This window comes from Acidovorax sp. Root275, assembly GCF_001428965.1.
Classification (GTDB): Bacteria; Pseudomonadota; Gammaproteobacteria; order Burkholderiales; family Burkholderiaceae_C; genus Acidovorax; species Acidovorax radicis.
Genome location: NZ_LMJH01000005.1, coordinates 102,335 through 120,390 on the forward strand (window position 1 = coordinate 102,335; position 18,056 = coordinate 120,390).

At 63.6% G+C, this 18,056-nt stretch carries 13 protein-coding genes; 5 read left to right on the top strand and 8 right to left on the bottom strand.

Translation table 11 applies throughout. The annotated features are described in order from the left end of the window. Position 1 precedes the first annotated feature (1 nt). The 3 genes from ASE52_RS08640 to hemC are packed head-to-tail and all read right to left on the bottom strand — an operon-like array spanning position 2 to position 2,846. A complete protein-coding gene (locus tag ASE52_RS08640) occupies positions 2-1,087 on the bottom strand; it encodes a uroporphyrinogen-III C-methyltransferase (RefSeq protein ID WP_057225435.1) in 1,086 nt (361 codons plus the stop codon). After that, the gene (locus ASE52_RS08645) at positions 1,084-1,896 is read right to left on the bottom strand and encodes a uroporphyrinogen-III synthase (protein WP_057225437.1); all 813 of its coding nucleotides are present in this window, start codon (positions 1,894-1,896) and stop codon (positions 1,084-1,086) included. Before ASE52_RS08645 ends, ASE52_RS08640 begins: the two co-directional genes overlap by 4 nt. A gap of 11 nt (positions 1,897-1,907) precedes the next feature. Beyond that, entirely contained in the window at positions 1,908-2,846 is a 939-nt protein-coding gene (hemC, locus tag ASE52_RS08650) for a hydroxymethylbilane synthase (RefSeq protein ID WP_057225439.1), read from the bottom strand. 130 nt (positions 2,847-2,976) lie between these two features. Here hemC and ppc point away from each other — a divergent pair, with 130 nt between their 5' ends. From ppc to ASE52_RS25615, 3 genes are all read left to right on the top strand, one after another. Then, entirely contained in the window at positions 2,977-5,766 is a 2,790-nt protein-coding gene (ppc, locus tag ASE52_RS08655) for a phosphoenolpyruvate carboxylase (protein WP_057225441.1), read from the top strand. 1,167 nt (positions 5,767-6,933) lie between these two features. Next, on the top strand, positions 6,934-10,650 hold the full coding sequence (locus tag ASE52_RS08665; protein WP_158004151.1) for an RHS repeat-associated core domain-containing protein: 3,717 nt from the start codon (positions 6,934-6,936) through the stop codon (positions 10,648-10,650). After that, the gene (locus ASE52_RS25615; RefSeq protein ID WP_140426198.1) at positions 10,640-11,035 is read left to right on the top strand and encodes a hypothetical protein; all 396 of its coding nucleotides are present in this window, start codon (positions 10,640-10,642) and stop codon (positions 11,033-11,035) included. Before ASE52_RS08665 ends, ASE52_RS25615 begins: the two co-directional genes overlap by 11 nt. A 973-nt stretch (positions 11,036-12,008) precedes the next feature. Here the strand turns inward: ASE52_RS25615 and ASE52_RS08670 are convergent. Together ASE52_RS08670 and ASE52_RS08675 are read right to left on the bottom strand one after the other, a co-directional pair. Then, positions 12,009-12,302 carry a hypothetical protein gene (locus tag ASE52_RS08670; RefSeq protein WP_057225447.1) on the bottom strand — a complete coding sequence of 98 codons (294 nt, stop codon included), beginning with the start codon at positions 12,300-12,302 and terminating at the stop codon, positions 12,009-12,011. A 335-nt stretch (positions 12,303-12,637) separates the two neighbouring features. Then, positions 12,638-14,047, bottom strand: a complete 1,410-nt coding sequence (locus tag ASE52_RS08675; RefSeq protein WP_057225449.1) for an AI-2E family transporter — start codon at positions 14,045-14,047, stop codon at positions 12,638-12,640. Positions 14,048-14,250: 203 nt separating this feature from the next. Here ASE52_RS08675 and ASE52_RS08680 point away from each other — a divergent pair, with 203 nt between their 5' ends. Then, positions 14,251-15,009, top strand: coding sequence for a hypothetical protein (locus ASE52_RS08680; protein WP_029413384.1), 759 nt, complete (start codon positions 14,251-14,253; stop codon positions 15,007-15,009). Then, positions 15,006-15,602: a FlgO family outer membrane protein gene (locus ASE52_RS08685; RefSeq protein ID WP_241776961.1), complete on the top strand. Its 597-nt coding sequence runs from the start codon at positions 15,006-15,008 to the stop codon at positions 15,600-15,602. The genes ASE52_RS08680 and ASE52_RS08685 overlap by 4 nt, the downstream gene beginning before the upstream one ends. 112 nt (positions 15,603-15,714) lie before the next feature. Here ASE52_RS08685 and flhC read toward each other — a convergent pair whose 3' ends face one another. The 3 genes from flhC to ASE52_RS08700 all read right to left on the bottom strand — a co-directional run bounded on the left by flhC (position 15,715) and on the right by ASE52_RS08700 (position 17,994). Next, entirely contained in the window at positions 15,715-16,275 is a 561-nt protein-coding gene (flhC, locus tag ASE52_RS08690) for a flagellar transcriptional regulator FlhC (RefSeq protein WP_010459839.1), read from the bottom strand. Between the two features lie 48 nt (positions 16,276-16,323). Next, on the bottom strand, positions 16,324-16,650 hold the full coding sequence (flhD, locus tag ASE52_RS08695; RefSeq protein WP_008902803.1) for a flagellar transcriptional regulator FlhD: 327 nt from the start codon (positions 16,648-16,650) through the stop codon (positions 16,324-16,326). Positions 16,651-17,091: 441 nt separating this feature from the next. Next, positions 17,092-17,994 carry a sulfurtransferase gene (locus tag ASE52_RS08700; protein ID WP_057225451.1) on the bottom strand — a complete coding sequence of 301 codons (903 nt, stop codon included), beginning with the start codon at positions 17,992-17,994 and terminating at the stop codon, positions 17,092-17,094. Positions 17,995-18,056: the final 62 nt, after the last annotated feature.

Genomic DNA, 18,056 nt, shown 5'->3' on the forward strand with positions numbered 1-18,056 from the left:
GTCAGCGTCCAGCAGCAGCGGTAGCCAGCGCAGAGAGCGTTTCGTCCAGGCGCGGCTGCTCGGCCGCCTTCATGCTGGCCTGGGCGGTCTGCAGCGTGCTGGCCGCGTTCTGCGTGCGGCGCGAGGCCGGGTCGAAGTATTTGTTCAGTGCCACCGTGGCGGCCGCCAGGTCGGCGCGGGCCGATTCAAACTGGCGCGCCAGCACGCCCAGGCGCGCGTTGAGCAGCTTGAGCTTGAGGTTCTCGCGCAGGAAGAAGGTCTGCTCGGGTGCCAGCAGGATCGCCTCGGGCTGGTCGATGCGGCTCACCCGCACCAGGCCCCGGGCCTCGTCGCGCACCACCTCCCAGCTGCGCTGCAGGGCAGCCTGCCACCAGGCCAGGTTGCCCTGGTTGGGTGGCGGGGTGCCTTCTGGGGCGGGTGTTGCGGCCAGGCGGCGGGTGGCGGCGGCCTGGGCCACGGCGTTCAGCACGGGCAGCTCGTCCACCTGGCGCACCAGATCGTCCAGGCGGCCCAGCAGGCCAGCGGTGTCGGTCACCGTGGCGCGGGTCAGGCGGTCCAGGTCGCGGCCAATGGCGCGCTGCACGGGTGCCAGACGGGGCTGGGCGGCGCGTTCTATGCGCTGGTTGGCGCTTTTGAGGGCGGCCACCAGGGGCTCCAGGCTGCCGGTGAGCTGGGCCTGCTGCTGGGCCAGGCGAATGGCGGATTCGATGTCCACCACCAGGTTTTCATCGCGCGAGCGCGACAGGCTTTGCATGAGCTCTTCGAGCTGGCTGCGCTGCAATGCCACTTCGCTCACCCGCGCTTCGGCCACCGACAGGCGGGCGGCCGTCTCGCGCACCAGTTCTTCGGCCTGGCGCGCCATGGTGCGGGCCTCGATGGCCTGCGCGCCCGAGTCCGCAGACTGCCGGGCCAGTTGTTCCTGGATGGAGCTGAGCTTTTGCCATAGCAGGCCGCTGCTCACCAGCGCTGCCGCGGCCACCGCACCCAGCAGCAGCGTCACCGCACCGCCCCGGCCGGGGGCTGCGGGTGCCGCCATGGGCGCTGCGGGTGGTGCGGGGGGCAGTTCGTTGGGGGGCGCGGAGCTCATGCGGCCGATTCTATCGAGGCCACCACGTCTTCCAGCGCTGGACGGCATTCCCGCACCGTGCCAAATCCGGCTGCGCGGGCCGCTTCGGCGATGCGCGGGTGGGTGGCCAGCGCGTGCGCGGCGCCCCAGTGCTGGCCTGGCAGGGCTTCGGCCAGGTGGGCCACGGCTTCAGAGCTGCTCAGCAGCCAGATGGAGCCGTCGTGCGCCGCCTGTTGCGCCAACGCCACCTCGTGCGCCGAAAAATGCGGTGCGCCGCGTTGGTAGACCACCACAAACTCCACCGTGCCGCCCGCCGCCTCGATCTGGCGTGCCAGCCAGTCGCGGCCGTTGCCTTGGCTTTCATGCACACCCTGGGGCGTGTCGGATCTCCCGCGCACGATCAGCACGCAGTCGCCGGGCCGGATCTGTGCAAAGACCTGCTGCCACAGCGCTTCCGAGTCGAACTGGGGGGCATCCGGCGCCGGGCCATCGATGCAGCCAGGCGGCACACCGGCCTGCTCCAGCGCACGCGCTGTACCGGGGCCAGGTGCCCATGCTCTTGTTTTTATAGCTGCCAGCGCTTGTCCATCAAGCGCTGGGGCCTTGTTTGGCTCAAAAAAATGGACCGCCGCATTGCCGCTGACAAACATCAGCGCCCGGTACTGCGAAAGCCGGGCATGCGCCAAGGTGAGTGCTTGCTCTGCCGCCGCATCACGGCAGGGGCCGATGGCGATGAGTGGCAGGGCCACTGCATCCACACCGCGCGCGCTCAGCAGCTTGACCCAGTGTGCAGCCTCGCGGGCGGGCCGCGTGACGATCACCCGGGGCATGGCTTGGCCGATCAATTCAGGGGTTCGGCGCCCCGCGCGCCACCGGCACGCAGGCGCTGCGCAATCGCGTCGCCCAGCGCCTCGGCCTGTGCCAGCGTGGTGACGGCGGCGCTGGCCGCTGCGCGCACCAGCGGGGCCTGTGTGTCCACGTCGCCCCAGGCGGCGTCGAGCTGCAGCACGCCGTCGGTGAACGTGCCATGCGCCGCCAGCGGCATCGAGCAGCTGCCACCCATGGCGCGGCTCACGGCGCGTTCGGCGGCCACGGTCAGCCAGGTGGGTTGGTGCGCAAGTGGCGCCAACGCGTCGATCAGGTCTTGTCGGTCGCTGCGCACCTCAATGCCCAAGGCGCCCTGGCCCGCCGCTGGCAGCATGGCCGTGGGCGCAAACGCAGAGCGGATGCGGGATTCGAGCCCCAGGCGTTTCAGGCCCGCCGCCGCCAGCACGATGGCGTCGTACTGGCCTTCGTCCAGCTTGCGCAGGCGGGTGTCGAGGTTGCCGCGCAGCGGCTCGATCTTCAGGTCGGGCCGCAGGGCCTGCAGCAGCACCTGGCGGCGCAGGCTGGAGGTGCCCACCACTGCGCCCTGGGGCAGGGCGTCGAGGTTTTCGTAGCGGGGCGAGACAAACGCATCGCGCGGGTCTTCGCGCTCCATCACGCAGGCCAGGGCAAAACCCTCGGGCAGCTCCATGGGCACATCCTTGAGCGAATGCACGGCAATGTGCGCGCGGCCTTCTTCCAGCGCCACTTCCAGCTCTTTCACAAACAGGCCCTTGCCGCCCACCTTGCTGAGCGACCGGTCCAGGATCTGGTCGCCCTTGGTCGTCATGCCCAGCAGCTCCACCTGGTGGCCGCGTGCGCGCAAAAGGGCCTGCACATGCTCGGCCTGCCAGAGTGCCAGGCGGCTCTCTCGGGTGGCAATGACGATGGAAAGGGGGGAATGGGCGAGGCTCAAGTTCGTAACCTGTTTGTAATCATTCAGGGGCGCGCGATGCTAGCATGCGCCCGCACTGGGGCTGGTGCGTCCTGGGGTATCTGGGGGGCGCGGCGCCGGGCCACTTTACCCACCTCCCGGAGACCACCGCATGAAACGATCCGACAAGGACCAGCCCCTGATTGACGACATCCGCCTGCTCGGCCGCATTCTGGGCGACGTGATCCGGGACCAGGAGGGCGTGGCCGCGTATGAGCTGGTGGAGCAGGTGCGCAAGCTCTCCGTCGCCTTCCGCCGTGATGCCGACCAGGAGGCCGACCGCGCATTGAAGAAGCTGCTCAAGTCCCTGTCGGGCGACCAGACGGTGAGCGTGATCCGCGCCTTCACCTACTTCAGCCACCTGGCCAACCTGGCCGAAGACCGCCACCACATCCGCCGCCGGGCCGTGCACGAGCGCGCGGGCGACACGCAAGAGGGCAGCATCGAAGTCGCCCTGTCGCGCCTGCGCTGGGCCGGCATCGCGCCCAAGACGATTTCACAGACCCTGGCGGGCAGCTACGTGGCCCCCGTGCTCACCGCCCACCCCACCGAAGTGCAGCGCAAGAGCATTCTGGACGCCGAGCGCGACATCGCCCAGCTGCTGGCCACGCGCGACGACATCCAGGTGCGCGCCCAGCTCTACAACAGCGCCAAGGACGCACTCACCCCGCGCGAACTGGCCGCCAACGAAGCCCTGCTGCGCGCCCGCGTGGCCCAGCTGTGGCAAACACGCCTGCTGCGCTACAGCAAGTTGACCGTGGCCGACGAGATCGAGAACGCGCTGTCGTATTACGAAGCCACCTTCCTGCGCGAGATCCCCAAGATCTACGCCGACCTCGAAAACGAACTGGGCCAGTACCCCGTGCACAGCTTTTTGCGCATGGGCCAGTGGATTGGCGGCGACCGCGACGGCAACCCCAATGTCACCGCACAAACCCTGCGCTACGCCCTGGGCCGCCAGGCAGAGGTGGCCCTGCGCCACTACCTGACCGAGGTGCATTACCTGGGCGGCGAGCTGTCGCTGTCGGCCCGCCTGGTGCAGGTGTCCGCCGAGATGGAGGCGCTGGCCCAGCGCTCGCCCGACACCAACGAACACCGCGTGGACGAGCCCTACCGCCGCGCCCTCACCGGCATTTATGCGCGCCTCGCAGCGTCGCTGAAGGACTTGACCGGCGGCGAGGCCGCACGCCACGCCGTGGCCCCGCAAAACGCCTACGGCAGCGCAGATGAATTCCTGGCCGACCTGCGTGTGATCGAAGCGTCATTGAAGTCGCACCACGGCGAAGCCCTGGCCGCAGAGCGCCTGCACCCGCTGATCCGCGCCGTGCAGGTGTTCGGCTTTCACCTCGCCACGGTGGACCTGCGCCAAAGCTCCGACAAACATGAAGAAGTGGTGGCCGAGCTGCTGGCCATGGCCCGCATCGAGCCTCACTACGCAGGCTTGCAGGAAGCCGCCAAGCGCGCATTGCTCATCAAGCTGCTCAACGACGCCCGCCCGCTGCGCGTGGTGGGGGCCCAGTATTCGGCCCATGCCCAGGGCGAGCTGGCCATCTTCGAAACCGCCCGCGTGATGCGCGAGCGCTTCGGCCACGAGGCCATCCGCCACTACATCATCAGCCACACCGAAACGGTGAGCGACCTGCTCGAAGTGCTGCTGCTGCAAAAGGAAGTGGGCCTGATGAGCGGCACCCTGGATGCCGAGTCCAAGAACCACCTCATCGTGGTGCCCCTGTTCGAGACCATCGAAGACCTGCGCAATGCCGCGCCCATCATGCGCGAGTTCTATGCGCTGCCCGGCGTGGCCGCCCTGGTGCAGCGCAGCGGCGGCGAGCAGGACATCATGCTGGGCTACAGCGACAGCAACAAGGACGGCGGCATCTTCACCAGCAACTGGGAGCTGTACCGCGCCGAGATCGCGCTGGTGGAGTTGTTTGACGAACTGGCCACCAGCCACGGCATCCAGCTGCGCATGTTCCACGGCCGGGGCGGCACCGTGGGCCGGGGCGGTGGCCCGAGCTATCAGGCCATCCTGGCTCAGCCTCCGGGCACTGTGCGTGGGCAGATCCGCCTGACGGAGCAGGGCGAAGTCATCGCGTCGAAATACGCCAACCCCGAGATCGGCCGCCGCAACCTCGAAACCCTGGTGGCCGCCACGCTCGAAGCCACGCTGCTGCAGCCCACCAAGCCCGCCACCAAGGCCTTTCTGGATGCCGCCGCGCAGCTCTCGCTGGCCAGCATGGGCAGCTACCGCGCGCTGGTGTACGAGACCCCGGGCTTCACCGAGTATTTCTTCAACTCCACCCCCATCCGCGAGATCGCCGAGCTCAACATCGGCTCCCGCCCCGCCAGCCGCAAGGCCAGCCAGAAGATCGAAGACCTGCGCGCCATCCCCTGGGGCTTCAGCTGGGGCCAGTGCCGCCTCACGCTGCCCGGCTGGTACGGCTTTGGCTCGGCCGTCGATGCGTTTGTGAACCTGGAAGGCAAAGACCCCAAGACCCAGCTGGCCCTGCTGCAAAAGATGTACCGCCAATGGCCGTTCTTCCGCACGCTGCTGTCCAACATGGACATGGTGCTGGCCAAAAGCGACCTGGCCCTGGCCTCACGCTACAGCGAACTCGTGACCGACGCACGCCTGCGCAAAAAGGTGTTCACCAGCATCGAAGCCGAATGGCACCGCACGGCCGAGGCCCTCACCCGCATCACCGGCGACAAACAGCGCCTCACCCACAACACGGCCCTGGCCCGCTCCATCAAGCACCGCTTCCCGTACATCGACCCGCTGCACCACCTGCAGGTAGAGCTGGTGCGCCGCTGGCGCGCAGGGCAGGGGGATGAGCGGGTGCAGACGGGGATTCACATTTCCATTAATGGGATTGCTGCGGGGTTGCGGAATACCGGCTAGCTGAACGCGGCTGAAATTGAGAGGCCTGCCGGGGATTATTTAGAATTTTCTCCGGTTCTGGATTTTGCTCGCGTGTTCAAGAGGTCGTGAGCGGGTTGAGTATTCATAATAAGAGAGGGAGTGCCCATGAGTGCATTGTTTAGGGCGGTTTTTATATTGATTGCGATGCTGGCTGGTGGTCAGGTGCAGGCTCAAGGTAATTATTCTGATGTGTGCGTTGAAAGTAATATGACGGGTCACATGATCTGCCGCTTGAAGCCTGATGTTTTTACGGAATGGGTATATGGATCGGGGTATGGTATTGCCCCGTATGATGTGCCAGGCGGGTATTCTACTGAGGCTAAAGCTGTTCAGGAAACGATGAACTACCTCATTTATTCAAAGCCCAGCTTCAAAAATATGTGTGCAGTTTCGCACTCGCTTGCCGGCACGACAACCGTCTATACCAGGGATGGTTTTAATTTATCCAATGCACCCGTTCACCAGTCGAGAACGTTGCACATCACAAATGGCTGGATTGTGGATGGAAAATGTAAGGATATTTCAACCGTTGGTGTGGAAATCTCTGCCAAACGCTCCTTTCAATGCAATCATCAGGAGCGCGGTGCGCGCGTAACTTGGGCGCCTGACCTGCAGAGTAGCATGTGTGCTACCCCGACGAATACAACCCCGCCGCCTTGTGAAACATGCCCCCAAACCGCCCTAAAAGGCAACCCCATTCTTGTTCCTACCCGAGAAAAGGTGGAGTTAGCGATGGACCTGGTCAACGCAGGTCCTATGCCGCTGGAGTTTCGTCGGATCTATCGAAGTCATCGGGCACGGGACAAGGATATTTGGTTCAGCGGTTACTTTAACGGCCCCGTCCCAAGTTCGATGGGGCCCGGCTGGCTTCATAACCACAACATCCACCTTGCAGTTGCCGGTATAGATACCAGTGGAGAGATTCATTCAAGAAGCGGCTCTGAAAGCGGCGTGGATGTGGGTACCGGCCCCTTGGTGGTAAGAATTCAAATGGGTGACGGGACGTTTAATTACTTCTATCGTCCAAACACCGGTTCAGCCTTTGTTGGCCGCAACAAGCTTCAAACGCTTGAATTCAATGGTACTCGATGGATATTTAACGATGGTGAAGCCGAGATACGGTATGCCTTTGGTTTGAAGGGGCTTTTGGAAGAGCAGGTATATCGCAATGGCTGGCGCTTGGTCTATGGCTACAACACGCAGGGCCTTCTGGCCGTGGTGCAAAACAATTTTGGCCAGAGTCTGCAGTTTACGTATGGGGGCGCTCCGAATGGCGCGCTGATCTCTGTTACCAGCAGCGATCAGCGCAGCGTGTCGCTGATGTACTCGGATACGGGGTTTCTAACGTCTGTGCGTCAGGCAGACGGCACCACCGTTCAGTACGCATATACCAACGCTACTGCCAAGGTGGGCTCCTTGCTGGCCGGGCGTATTGACGAGCAGGGGGTGCGATACACCACCTTCAATTACGACACGGAGGGCTGGGCGCTCAGTACAGAAAAAGCGGGCGGGGTGGATAAGTACACGGTGCCTACAAATAACGGGTATGTAGATCCTCTTGGCACCAGGCGTAGTCACAGCTTCCGCATCTATGGAAACGAGCTGGTTTTTGTGGGGGCGTCGCCAGCGCCAGCTTCTCCTAGTGAGCTTCCCATCGCTTCCCGCACTGTGCGCTCAGATGGTCTTGTGGAGCTCGAATACGACCAGTCCAGCAACCGGTCTACCTACCAGTGGGACGCGCCCCGCCGCCTCCCCGTCTCCATCACCGAAGCCGTAGGCACGCCCGAATCGCGCACCACCCAAACCACCTGGCACCCCCAATGGCGCCTGCCGGTGACCATCACCGAACCGGGCCGGCTCACCACCTACACCTACGACAGCCTGGGCAACCCCCTGACCCAGACCATCACCGACACCGGTGGTGGCTCCGGCAGTTCGGGCAGTGCCCGCACCACCAGCTGGACCTACCACGCCAGCGGCCTGGTTGCCACCGAAACCGCCCCCAACGGCGCCACCACCAGCTACCAGTACGACAGCGCAGGCAACCTGACGAGCGCCACCAACGCCCTGGGCCATGTGGACACCTACACCCACGACAGCGCAGGCCACGTGCTCAGCCACACCGCGCCCACCGGCCTGGTCGCCACCTACACCTACGACGGCCGGGGCCGCATGCTCACTGCCAACCGGGGCGGGCAGCTCACCACGCTCACCTACCGCGCGAGCGGCCAGGTTGCCACCGCCATCCTGCCGCACGGCCACAGCATCACCTACACCTACGACCCCGCCCAGCGCCTCACGGATTGGAGCGACAACCGAGGCAACTCCGGCGCCTACACCCTGGACGCCATGGGCAACCGCACTCTGGAAGACATCCGCAATGCCCAGGGGCAAACGGTATGGCGCCTGGCGCGCTCCATCAATAGTCTCAACCGTGTAGCCTCTGCCATCGTAGGGGGGCAGACGACCACCTATGGCTACGATGCCAACGGGGACTGGGTGTCTACGACCAACGGTTTGAACCAGACAACAAGACAAAGCCTGGATGCCCTGCGCCGCACCAAGGCCATCACCAAGGCCATCACCAATGCCGAAAACGCCACTGCATCCCTGACTTACAACGCCCTTGACAGCGTTACACAGGCCAAGGACGCCAAGAACGTAGCCACCACCTACACCCGCGACGCCCTGGGCAACGCCACCACCGAAACCAGCCCCGACAGCGGCACCGAAACCGCCCAGTACGACGCCCTGGGCCTGCCCCGCACCATCACCGACGCTCTGGGCCAGGCCACCACCATCGAACGCGACCTGCTGGGCCGCCCCACGCTCATCACCTACGCCGACGGGCGCACCACCACGCTGCGCTACGACCTCACGGCCACCAGCAAAGGCTTCCTGGGCGAAATCGTGGATGCCAGCGGCACCACCACCTATGAGCGCGACGCCCATGGCCGCGTCACCACCAAAACCCAGGCCCTGAACAATGGTGACACCCGCAGCGTCAGCTACGGCTACAACGCCCAGGGCCTGCTGGCCAGCACCACCTACCCCGGTGGGCAGGTGCTGCAGCATTTGTACGACAGCACCGGCCAGATCACCGGCCTGACCTGGGCGGGCCAGCCGCTGGTCACCGGCATCACCTGGAACCCCCTGGGCCAGCCCACGGGCTGGAACTGGAGCCTGCCCGGTGGTGCGGCCGCCATCCCGGCCACCCGCAACTACAACACCGCAGGCCAGGTGTCCAGCACCGAATTCAGCGGCTACCAGTACGACGCAGCGGGCCGCATCACAGCGATCAGCCAAGACCTGTGGCAGCCTGCCAGCACCAACCCTCAAGACAGCACCCTCAGCCACGCCACCAAGCTCTGGACCGTCAAGTACGACCTGGCGGGCCGCATCATCCAGTTTGGAGACACAGGGCGCACCACCACCTACACCTACGATGCCAACGGCAACCGTAAAACCAGCGTCCAGACCACCACCGTGGGCACCCCTGGCACCCTCAGCCGCACCTACGGCAGTGCCAGCACCCACAACCGCCTGCTGGGCTTTACGCAAACCACCACGGCAGGCAGCAACACCGCCAACACCAGCGTCACCTACCAATACAACAGCGCAGGCGACCTGCTGGGCGACGGCCTGACCACCTACCGCTACGACAGCGAAGGCCGCCTGGAAAGCGCCAGCACCGGCCAGGGCGAAGACGCCCCCACCACCAAATACGCCCACAACGCCCTGGGCCAGCGCGTGTTCAAGACCGAGCCGCTGTACAGCAGTACCCCGGCCAGCGGCAGCAGCAACAAAAACCTCAACAACCTGCTGGCCGACGACGATGAACCGCAGGCAGAACCACCCGGCCTCATCCAGCAAATCCTCAGCTTCTTCAGCAAACTCTGGAGCCCCAGCACCAGCGACGCCGAGAAGCTGGGCTACAGCTACGTGTACGCAGAAGACGGCAGCCTGCTGGGCGAATACGGCTCGGGCGGCAGCAACAGCACCGGCACGGCCCAATACATCTATTTACCCACCGCCAGCGGCCCCATGCCGATTGCGGCAGTGATCAAAGGCCAAACCTATGCCGTCCACAGCGACCACCTGAACACCCCCCGCAAACTCACCCAGCCCGACGGCCAGGTGGCATGGCAATGGGCGTACAGTGCGTTCGGAGACGAACAGCCCACCATCGGGGCCAAGCGATTCACCAGCGAGACCACCACACCGACCACGGGCGCCACCAGCATCCCGGAAGTCACGTTCAACCTGCGGTATCCGGGGCAGTACTTCGACAAAGAGACGAAGCTGCACTACAACTACTTCCGCACGTATGCGCCGAGCACGGGGCGGTATACGCAGGGGGATCCGATTGGGTTGGATGGGGGGTGGAATCGGTTTGGGTATGTGGAGGGGAATCCGCTGCACCATGTCGATCCTCGTGGTTTAGATAATCCTGGGATGGGGCCTTATGCTGTTGGTGCAAGCGTTTACTATTATTCAGGTGGGCCAGGTCACGTGGGAGTTTCTGTAAATGACAGTAGATCATTTGGTTATTACCCAACGTCTCCATCAAAAACAAATTATGAACTGATATTTCCGGGGGTGCCGGGAACTGTTGAATTGGATAAATTCTACCAAAGTCAACCAGATAAAGCTGTGTGGTTGGAGGGGAGTGTGGAGAGTGTTGAGCTGCTGAAAAGAATAATTAAGAAAAATAGCTTAAATCCAGAGGTCTACACACTGCTGTCTAATAATTGCACAACTTTTGTTTCAAAGGCTCTTAGAGATTCTAATTTTGAAAAAATACCGTACTCAATCGTGCCGTTGAATTTTATAGAATCATTGGAGCGCCTCCATGGAAAATAAAAAGTACGCATTAATTTTAATGCCTGTATTTTTGTTTTTTTCTGTTTTGTTATATTTTTTCATAAGCGATTTTGATGGGAAAACCGTTTGGAGTCATTCTATGAATTTTAAAATTCAAAAATTTAGCGAAGAGTGCCTGAATAAATCCGTGCTGATGAGTGGAGGGTCGGGAATAGAGCCTGTTGGAATTCAAGGTGCTTTTGTTACGAACATATCATTGAATAGTTTTTTTGAGAGAAGTGTAACCTCTACGGTTATATCAAATAGTTATGATGTTTTAATAAAATTCTCTAAAGTAGACTTCAAGCCCAGTAATGAAGATTTGTTATCTATAGAAGCATCTTTGCAGCGATATAAAGAATTCTTGGAAGTTAATTGCGTTTAATGTTTTATTTTCAAAGCCAGGCGTTGGAGTCATTTTGCCTTTTCCTAATCGCGCACAACTCCCCGACCTTCTGAGATTGAATAGATATTGGGGTCAGGTCTCAATACTGTTCGGTTAGGAGATTTTCCCTCGTTTGCGCACCGTCACCGGCAGCGGCTGCAGCATGACCGCCGTGCAATCCATAGGCACATGCCGGGGCGCTGCCCAGTCATGGCTGGCATAGGGCGAGTTTCTGCGCTTGACCATGCGTTTGTTCCTTTTGCCCGTAGTGCGTGTCGCCCGCAATCGTGCACAGGCTGCCAGCACTTGCTCAAACCAGCGCTTGCGCCGTATCGGCTGCTGTGGGGGGAAACGCTCCGGACTGCGGGAGCGTTTGGCGCAATAGCTGCACATGGGCTGAGAAGCTTTGCTGTGCATGCGATATCTGCAGTCTTGCCGCACCCTTGGTGCAGGGGAGCAACGGGGTCAGGTCTTGCCTTTTGCCTCAACCGCGCAACACTCCCCACCGGGGTTTGGTTGGCAGCTATTCAAAACTCCTAAATTGATAGCTGGTAGCGCTTGTCTATCAAGCGCTAGCGGCTAATTTGGCTCCAAACCCGCCAAGGCCAGCAGGCTCCACTCCCTGCTGGCCTTGGCGTCATCGTTGCCGGGGCGACATCCCATGCCATCAGCCTCCCCAGCATTTCCTCGACCAGCCACGGCCACCCGCACCTGCTGGGCGACGGCCTGACCACCTATCGCTACGACAGCGAGGGGCGCATGGTGAGCGCCAAAAAACAAGGGGGCAGGTTGTAGAGTTTTCGAGGCATTCCAACACCAACAAAAAGGGCTCCCAAAGGGAGCCCTTTCTGCCTGCCCGCCCCTGCGGTTCAGTTAACACTCCTCATGGCAGCGCCACCCGCAAATGCAAAGTGCCACCACCATGGGAAGTCCCGCAACTGCTTCAACCAAACTCAAGCAGTTGGTCTACCAATTACATGGCGCTGAATTCGCCCGAAGGGATCTTGCCGGTGCGCAGGGCTTCCGCAGCCTGGGCACGCACGGCAGCGCGGTCAGCGGTGGAGGTGTAGGTCACCACACGCGAACCAGCAGGTTCCTGGCTGCGCGTCTGGGCCACGGTAGCGGCTTCAGCGGCCACTTCAGCGCGGGTGCGGTTCGTTTCGAACTTCAGGGCGAATTGCGAGCTGTCGGCTTCGTCAGCCTGGGCGCCAAAAGAAGCGAAAGCGGCAACAGCAGCGACGGAGAGGAAACGGGCGGTCTTGTTCATGATGAAAATCCTTGAAGGTTAAAAAGCGTCTCAAAAAAGCCGGGTCAAGAACCATTCCTGAACCGGGTTCGGTGAGTCGCCTTGCGGGTTCGGCTCATCGATGGGATGAACTGTACGCCGATGGTGTTCACGGAAAAACTACCTGGTCGCAAACTAACTGTTCCAGTATTGGAAACAATCTTTGAGGCCGCCTTGACCTCCTGGGCCACGCAGGTGCGCCGTGATGGCGAGTGATGTGGGTGGGGTGGGTGGGTTGGGTGAGGTGGGGCTGAGATGCCCATCGCCCCGCAGCGTGGCGGGGGAGGCATCTGCCGGTTTGCGGCAGACGCCGTGCATCAATCCCCCAGCAATTCGCCCACAGCCTTCAGGTCTTCGACCCGGTCGCACACGGCCTTCACGGCCATCATCACCGGGATGCCCAGCAGCAGGCCCCACAGGCCCCACAGCCAGCCCCAGGCGAGCACGCTGACGAACACGGCCACGGGGCTCATGCTGCTGGTGCGGCTGGTGAGCCAGGGGGTGAGCAGGTTGCCCACCAGCGTGTGGATGACCATGGATGCACCGCCGATGGCCAGGGCCATGTCCAGGGTGCCGAACTGCAGGAAGGCCACCAGGGCCGATGCGCCGGTGACCAGGGCCGAGCCTATGTAGGGTGCGAGATTGAGCACCCCGGCCACCACGCCCCACACGGCGGCGTTCTCCAGGCCCAGGGCCCAGTAGGCAAGGCCGGTGGCCACACCCACCAGCACGCTGGTGAACACCTGCACCATCAGGTAGCGCTGGATCTGGTTGGTGATGTCTTCCAGCACGTGGATGGTGACCTTGCGCCGCTCCAGGCTAGTGCCCGCGATGCGCAGCAGCTTGTTGCGAAACAGGTTGCCCGATGCCAGCGCAAAGTAGGTAAGGAACACCACCACCGTGAGCTGCCCCAGCGCGGACATGAGCCCCATGGTGCCGCTCCACAGGTAGTCGCGGATGTTGAAGGGCGGGCGCTCCACCACCACGCGCTGCACGCCGCGCCGGGGTGGGCTGGCGGCGGCGCTGTTTTCGTTGGCGGCCTGTTCGATCTGCGTGGCGGCCTTTTGCATGGTGTCGAGCGGGCTGCTGGCGCCGCTGCGCGCCTTGATGCTGTCGCGCACCTTCTTGGCGGCCACGGGCAGCGAGTCCACCAGTTGCGCGGCGCCGTCGCTCAGCGACCAGGCGGCGCTGGCCAGGCCAAACACGATGGCGATGAGCAACACACCCGCCCCCAGCCAGCGGGGCACATAACAGCGCCGCAAGACTTCCACCACAGGCCGCAGGGCGGTGGTGAGCAGCAGACTGAGCATGATGGGGATGAACACGGCGCTGGCCCAGTGCAGCAGGGCCACGCTGGCAAACAGCGCCAGCAGCGCGAGCGAGAGGTTGCGCACGTCCACGGGCATGTGGAGCATGAGCGGGCCGGGGAGGAATGCGCTGGCGGGGGTGGAGGCGGTGGCGGCCGCATCGGGGTGGAGGGTGGGCGCGGCGGCAGCCTGCGCGGGCGCCTGGGCAATGGTGGCCCCGGTGGCGGCTGCCGTGGTTTCGGGTGTGGCTGGTGGGGGAGGGGCGGGCTGGGCCGTGGGGGCCAACGGTGGTGGCGCCGGTGGGGGCTGCGTGCCTGCGCCGGGGCTGCCGGTTGCCGGCGCGGCCTCCGGTGCGGGCTCGGCCGCGAGCGGGGCGGGGGATGAGTTGGGCGGCAACGGGGGGGCGGCGGGCGCGGTCATGCGCGAATTGTGCGGCAGGTGTTGCCGGGGTTGTGTAGGTGCCCACCCCTGCTGTGCAGGGGCGCCGCCAAAGTGCGATGCAAATCCGGCGCTTATTGGCCGATGGCCGCTGCCTCCCCCCACTAGGATGGCGCAATGCCATTGGACCGCATGCACCTTTTCGCCGTCACCTTCAATACCACCACTACCAGGGGCTCGTGCGCATGAAACACCACCGATCCCTCGCCCGGGTGCCGTTCTGGGCGGCTGCCACCGCCGCCGTGGCGGCCGTGCTGCTGCTGGGGGGCTGCTCGTCCCTGGACGTGCCGCGTGCCGACAACTACCCCGTCAGCGACCAGAAAAAGGCGCGCGCCGTGCACCACTGGGATGTGCTGGCCGACGACGTGGCCAGCCGCGTGGCCGGCAAGATCAGCGCCTGGCCTGCGGGTGAGTACCCCATCTATGTGGCGCCGTCCGCGGGCGATACGAGCTTCAACAACGGGTTTCGCAAACTGCTGATCACGCGGCTGCTGGACAAGGGCGTGACGTTGTCCACCCAGCCCACTGCGGTCACCATGACGTTCGAGACGCAGCTGGTGCAGCACGAGGCGCGGGTCAACAGCATGGGCCCCTTGCCCTGGACGCGCCTGGCGCTGGGCGTGGGCGTGGCGCGCGACTGGTACCTGTACCACCAGAGCGCGGGCTCGATGCTGGCCGGTGTCACGGCCCTGGGCCTGGTGACCGACCTCACGCAGTACGCCATCAGCGGCCCGGCCGCAGGCGGCCCCACGCGCACCGAGGTGCTGATCACCACGTCGCTGGAGGGCGGGGACCGCTATCTGGCGCGCACCGCCGATGTGTACTACATCGAGCAGGAGGATTCGGTGCTCTACAAGACCAAGGCGCCCGAGATGCCCCCACCGCCCCCGCCCGCACCCCCGCCGCCCACGCCCGTGAAAACCTGGCGGGTGGTTGCACCATGACGGCCCGGCCATCCTTCTGCGACAGGGTGCCGACCCGGGCGCCCGCTGTGGCGTTCTCGTTGGTGGCATTCGTGGCAATGGGCCTGCTGCAGGGCTGCGTGACCAACCCGATGCACAGCTACTACTACGGTGACCGGGCGGGCGGAATATCGCGCAGCAACCTCATCGAGCTGAACGACCGCGCCACCGATGCGCTGCTGCAATACGCACCGCTGGACGCCAACCAGCCCGTGCTGGTGGCCACGCTGGTCAGTGTGGACCGGCTCACGGAGTCATCGCGGCTGGGCCGCATCTTCTCCGAGCAGATCGCGGGCCGCATGGTGCACCGGGGCCTGAAGGTGACCGAGGTGAAACTGCGCGAGAACCTGCTGCTGCAGCGCGACCAGGGCGAGCTGCTGCTCTCGCGCGAGGTGCGCGAGGTGAGCCAGGCGCAGGACGCGCAGGCCGTGGTGGTGGGCACGTATGCGGTGTCCACGTCGGTGGTGTACATCAGCCTCAAGCTGGTGAACCCGGTGGGCAACACCGTGGTGGCGGCGCACAACTATGCGGTGCCCATGGATGAAAACGTGCGGGCGCTGCTGGCCGGGCGTTGAGCGGTGAGCATGCAGGAAAGCCCCCTTGAGGGGTTGTTTCTTTTTTTGCTATTAAAAATATAGCTGTTAGCGCTTGTGAATAAAGCGCTGGAGGCTATTTCCCACCAATTTCTCAATGCAACATGAGTGCGCCGGCTGTCTTGCTCTTGCCAGCGCGGGCGGGTGGGTTGCACAGGCCGCAGGTGAAGTGGCGGTTCTCGTACAGCTCGGTCACAAACTGGCCACTGCACTGGCTGCACTTGGTGCGCGTCAACATGCCGGCATCCACGAACTTCACCAGGCGCCAGGCGCGGGTGAACGACAGCAGGGGTTCGATCTCGGCCGTGGCCACTTGCTCGTTGTACAGGCGGTAGGCCTTGGTCAGCAGCTCCACCGAATCCAGGTCCACGCCCTTGGACAGGTATTCGTAGATGTTCAAGAACAGCGAGCTGTGGATGTTCTCTTGCCAGGTCAGGAACCAGTCGGTGGAGAAGGGCAACTGGCCCTTCGACGGTGACTTGCCCGCGATCTCCTTGTACAGCCGGATCAGGCGCTCATACGACAGCGTGGTTTCCGATTCGAGCACTTGCATGCGGGCACCCATCTGGATCAGCATGGCCGCGCGTTCGATCTGTTTGGATTCGTTCAGCACGCTCTTGGCGGGGGCTTTGGCAGCGGGGGCGTTGGTGGACATGGCGGGCTTTCGGTGGAGACTGGGAGAAGAAGGCCGTGGGCAGATGCTTCAGAGCACTTCCGACACGCGGCTGGCCATCAGGATGTTGGCGTGCAGCGTGTTGGTGGCTTCGTTGCCCACCTTCTTGGCAGAGTGGTTGGTGAGCAAGCTCCACACCAGGTTGTCGTCCACGCGGAAGCTGCAAAGCAGCGTGTTGCGGGAGGCCAGTTTCATCACTTGCGCTGCCGACAGAGATGCCAGAATATCGGCAGACTCTTCGTTCATGCCCAAGCGGAACACGGCTTCGGCCTTGTCCTGGCGAATCAGGGTCTGGGCCAACATCAGGTAGGTGAGGTTGGCTTCGCGGATTTCAGCGAGGAGTTGTTCGTTGGTCATGGCAGCTTCCTTTTTTCCAGTACCGGGTCTTGCGTTTTCTGCTGATTGCAGGTTTTGCGTGATCCGTTGAAATGGATTGTGAAACCGCCCCAATCAGAAATTAAGTCGGGGTTTGGCTGTGCCGCGTGTCTGGTTTCGCGGTGGGCCATGTAGGAATTTGCCCTACAAGCCGATCAGGCACCGTCCGGCATTTCACAGGGTGTGGCTTGCTGCGGCCTCGGGCCCGTGTGTGCGGGATCTGCTCATGGTTTTGATAGCGCCTGCAAAACCATCTTTTTTGCGCTTTTGCAACCCTTGCCGCCTGATACGGACCGACACCCCCCCCGTTCAGAGCCGCAAAAGAACCCAGCGAGGCGGTTTTGGCCAGGCGTTGCGTTGCAGGGCGGTGCGCGTGGTGCGGCAAGACGCAGCCACGGCGCCTGAAGTTTTTTGGGGTCGCTCTCAGCCTTTTTCGACGGGCCGCGTGGGGTCGCTGCACCACTCGCTCCAGCTGCCCGCAAAGAGTGCGGTCGTGCCCAGGCCTGCAACCTCCATCGCGAGCAGATTGGGCACGGCACTCACGCCGCTGCCGCACTGGTGCACCACGGTGGCGGGGTTGCGGCCGGCCAGCAGGGCGTCGAACTCTGCGCGCAGCACGGCGGCAGGCTTGAAGCGGCCGTCGGTGCCGATGTTCTCGGCAAAGGGGCGGTTGAGCGCGCCTGGAATGTGGCCCGCCACGGGGTCCAGCGGCTCCACTTCGCCCCGGTAGCGGGCGCCAGCGCGGGCGTCGATCACGGTCTGGCCGGGCTGCTGCAGGCGCGCGAGCACGTCGCTGGCCGTGGCCAGCTGGCGCAGGGGTTCGCCCAGCCGGAAGTTGGACTGGAAGTGTGCGGGCTCGTCGCCGCTGTTCACGGCCCCCCCGTTGGCCTGCCAGGCCTGCAGCCCACCGTCGAGCGCTGCCACCGCGTCATGGCCCGCCCACTTGAGCATCCACCACAGGCGGCCACAGTAGTTGGCGCCCTGGCGGTCGTACACCACGGCCTGCATGCCGTTGGCAAAACCCACGCTGGACAGCCACATGGCAAAACGCTCGCGGCTGGGCAGCGGGTGGCGGCCGCCGGATGCGGGCTGGTCGGCCTCTTGTGCCGTGAGCGTGCCGGTGGCGCCGGGTGCACCGTGCTTGGCGCTCAGGTCGTTGTTCAGGTCGGCGTACACGGCGCCGGGAATATGGGCTTGCGCATATTGCTGCGCGCCTGCCGTGGGTTGCATCAGGTCGAAGCTGCAGTCAAACACCATCAGCGGCGCACCGCTGGCGATGAGGGCTTGCAGGTCGGGGGCGGAGATGAGCGTGGTGTAGGGGGTCATCGGCAGAAAATGGGCAAAGTGACGGAGTGCGTCGAAAGGGGTTCCATTGTGGCCATCTTGGT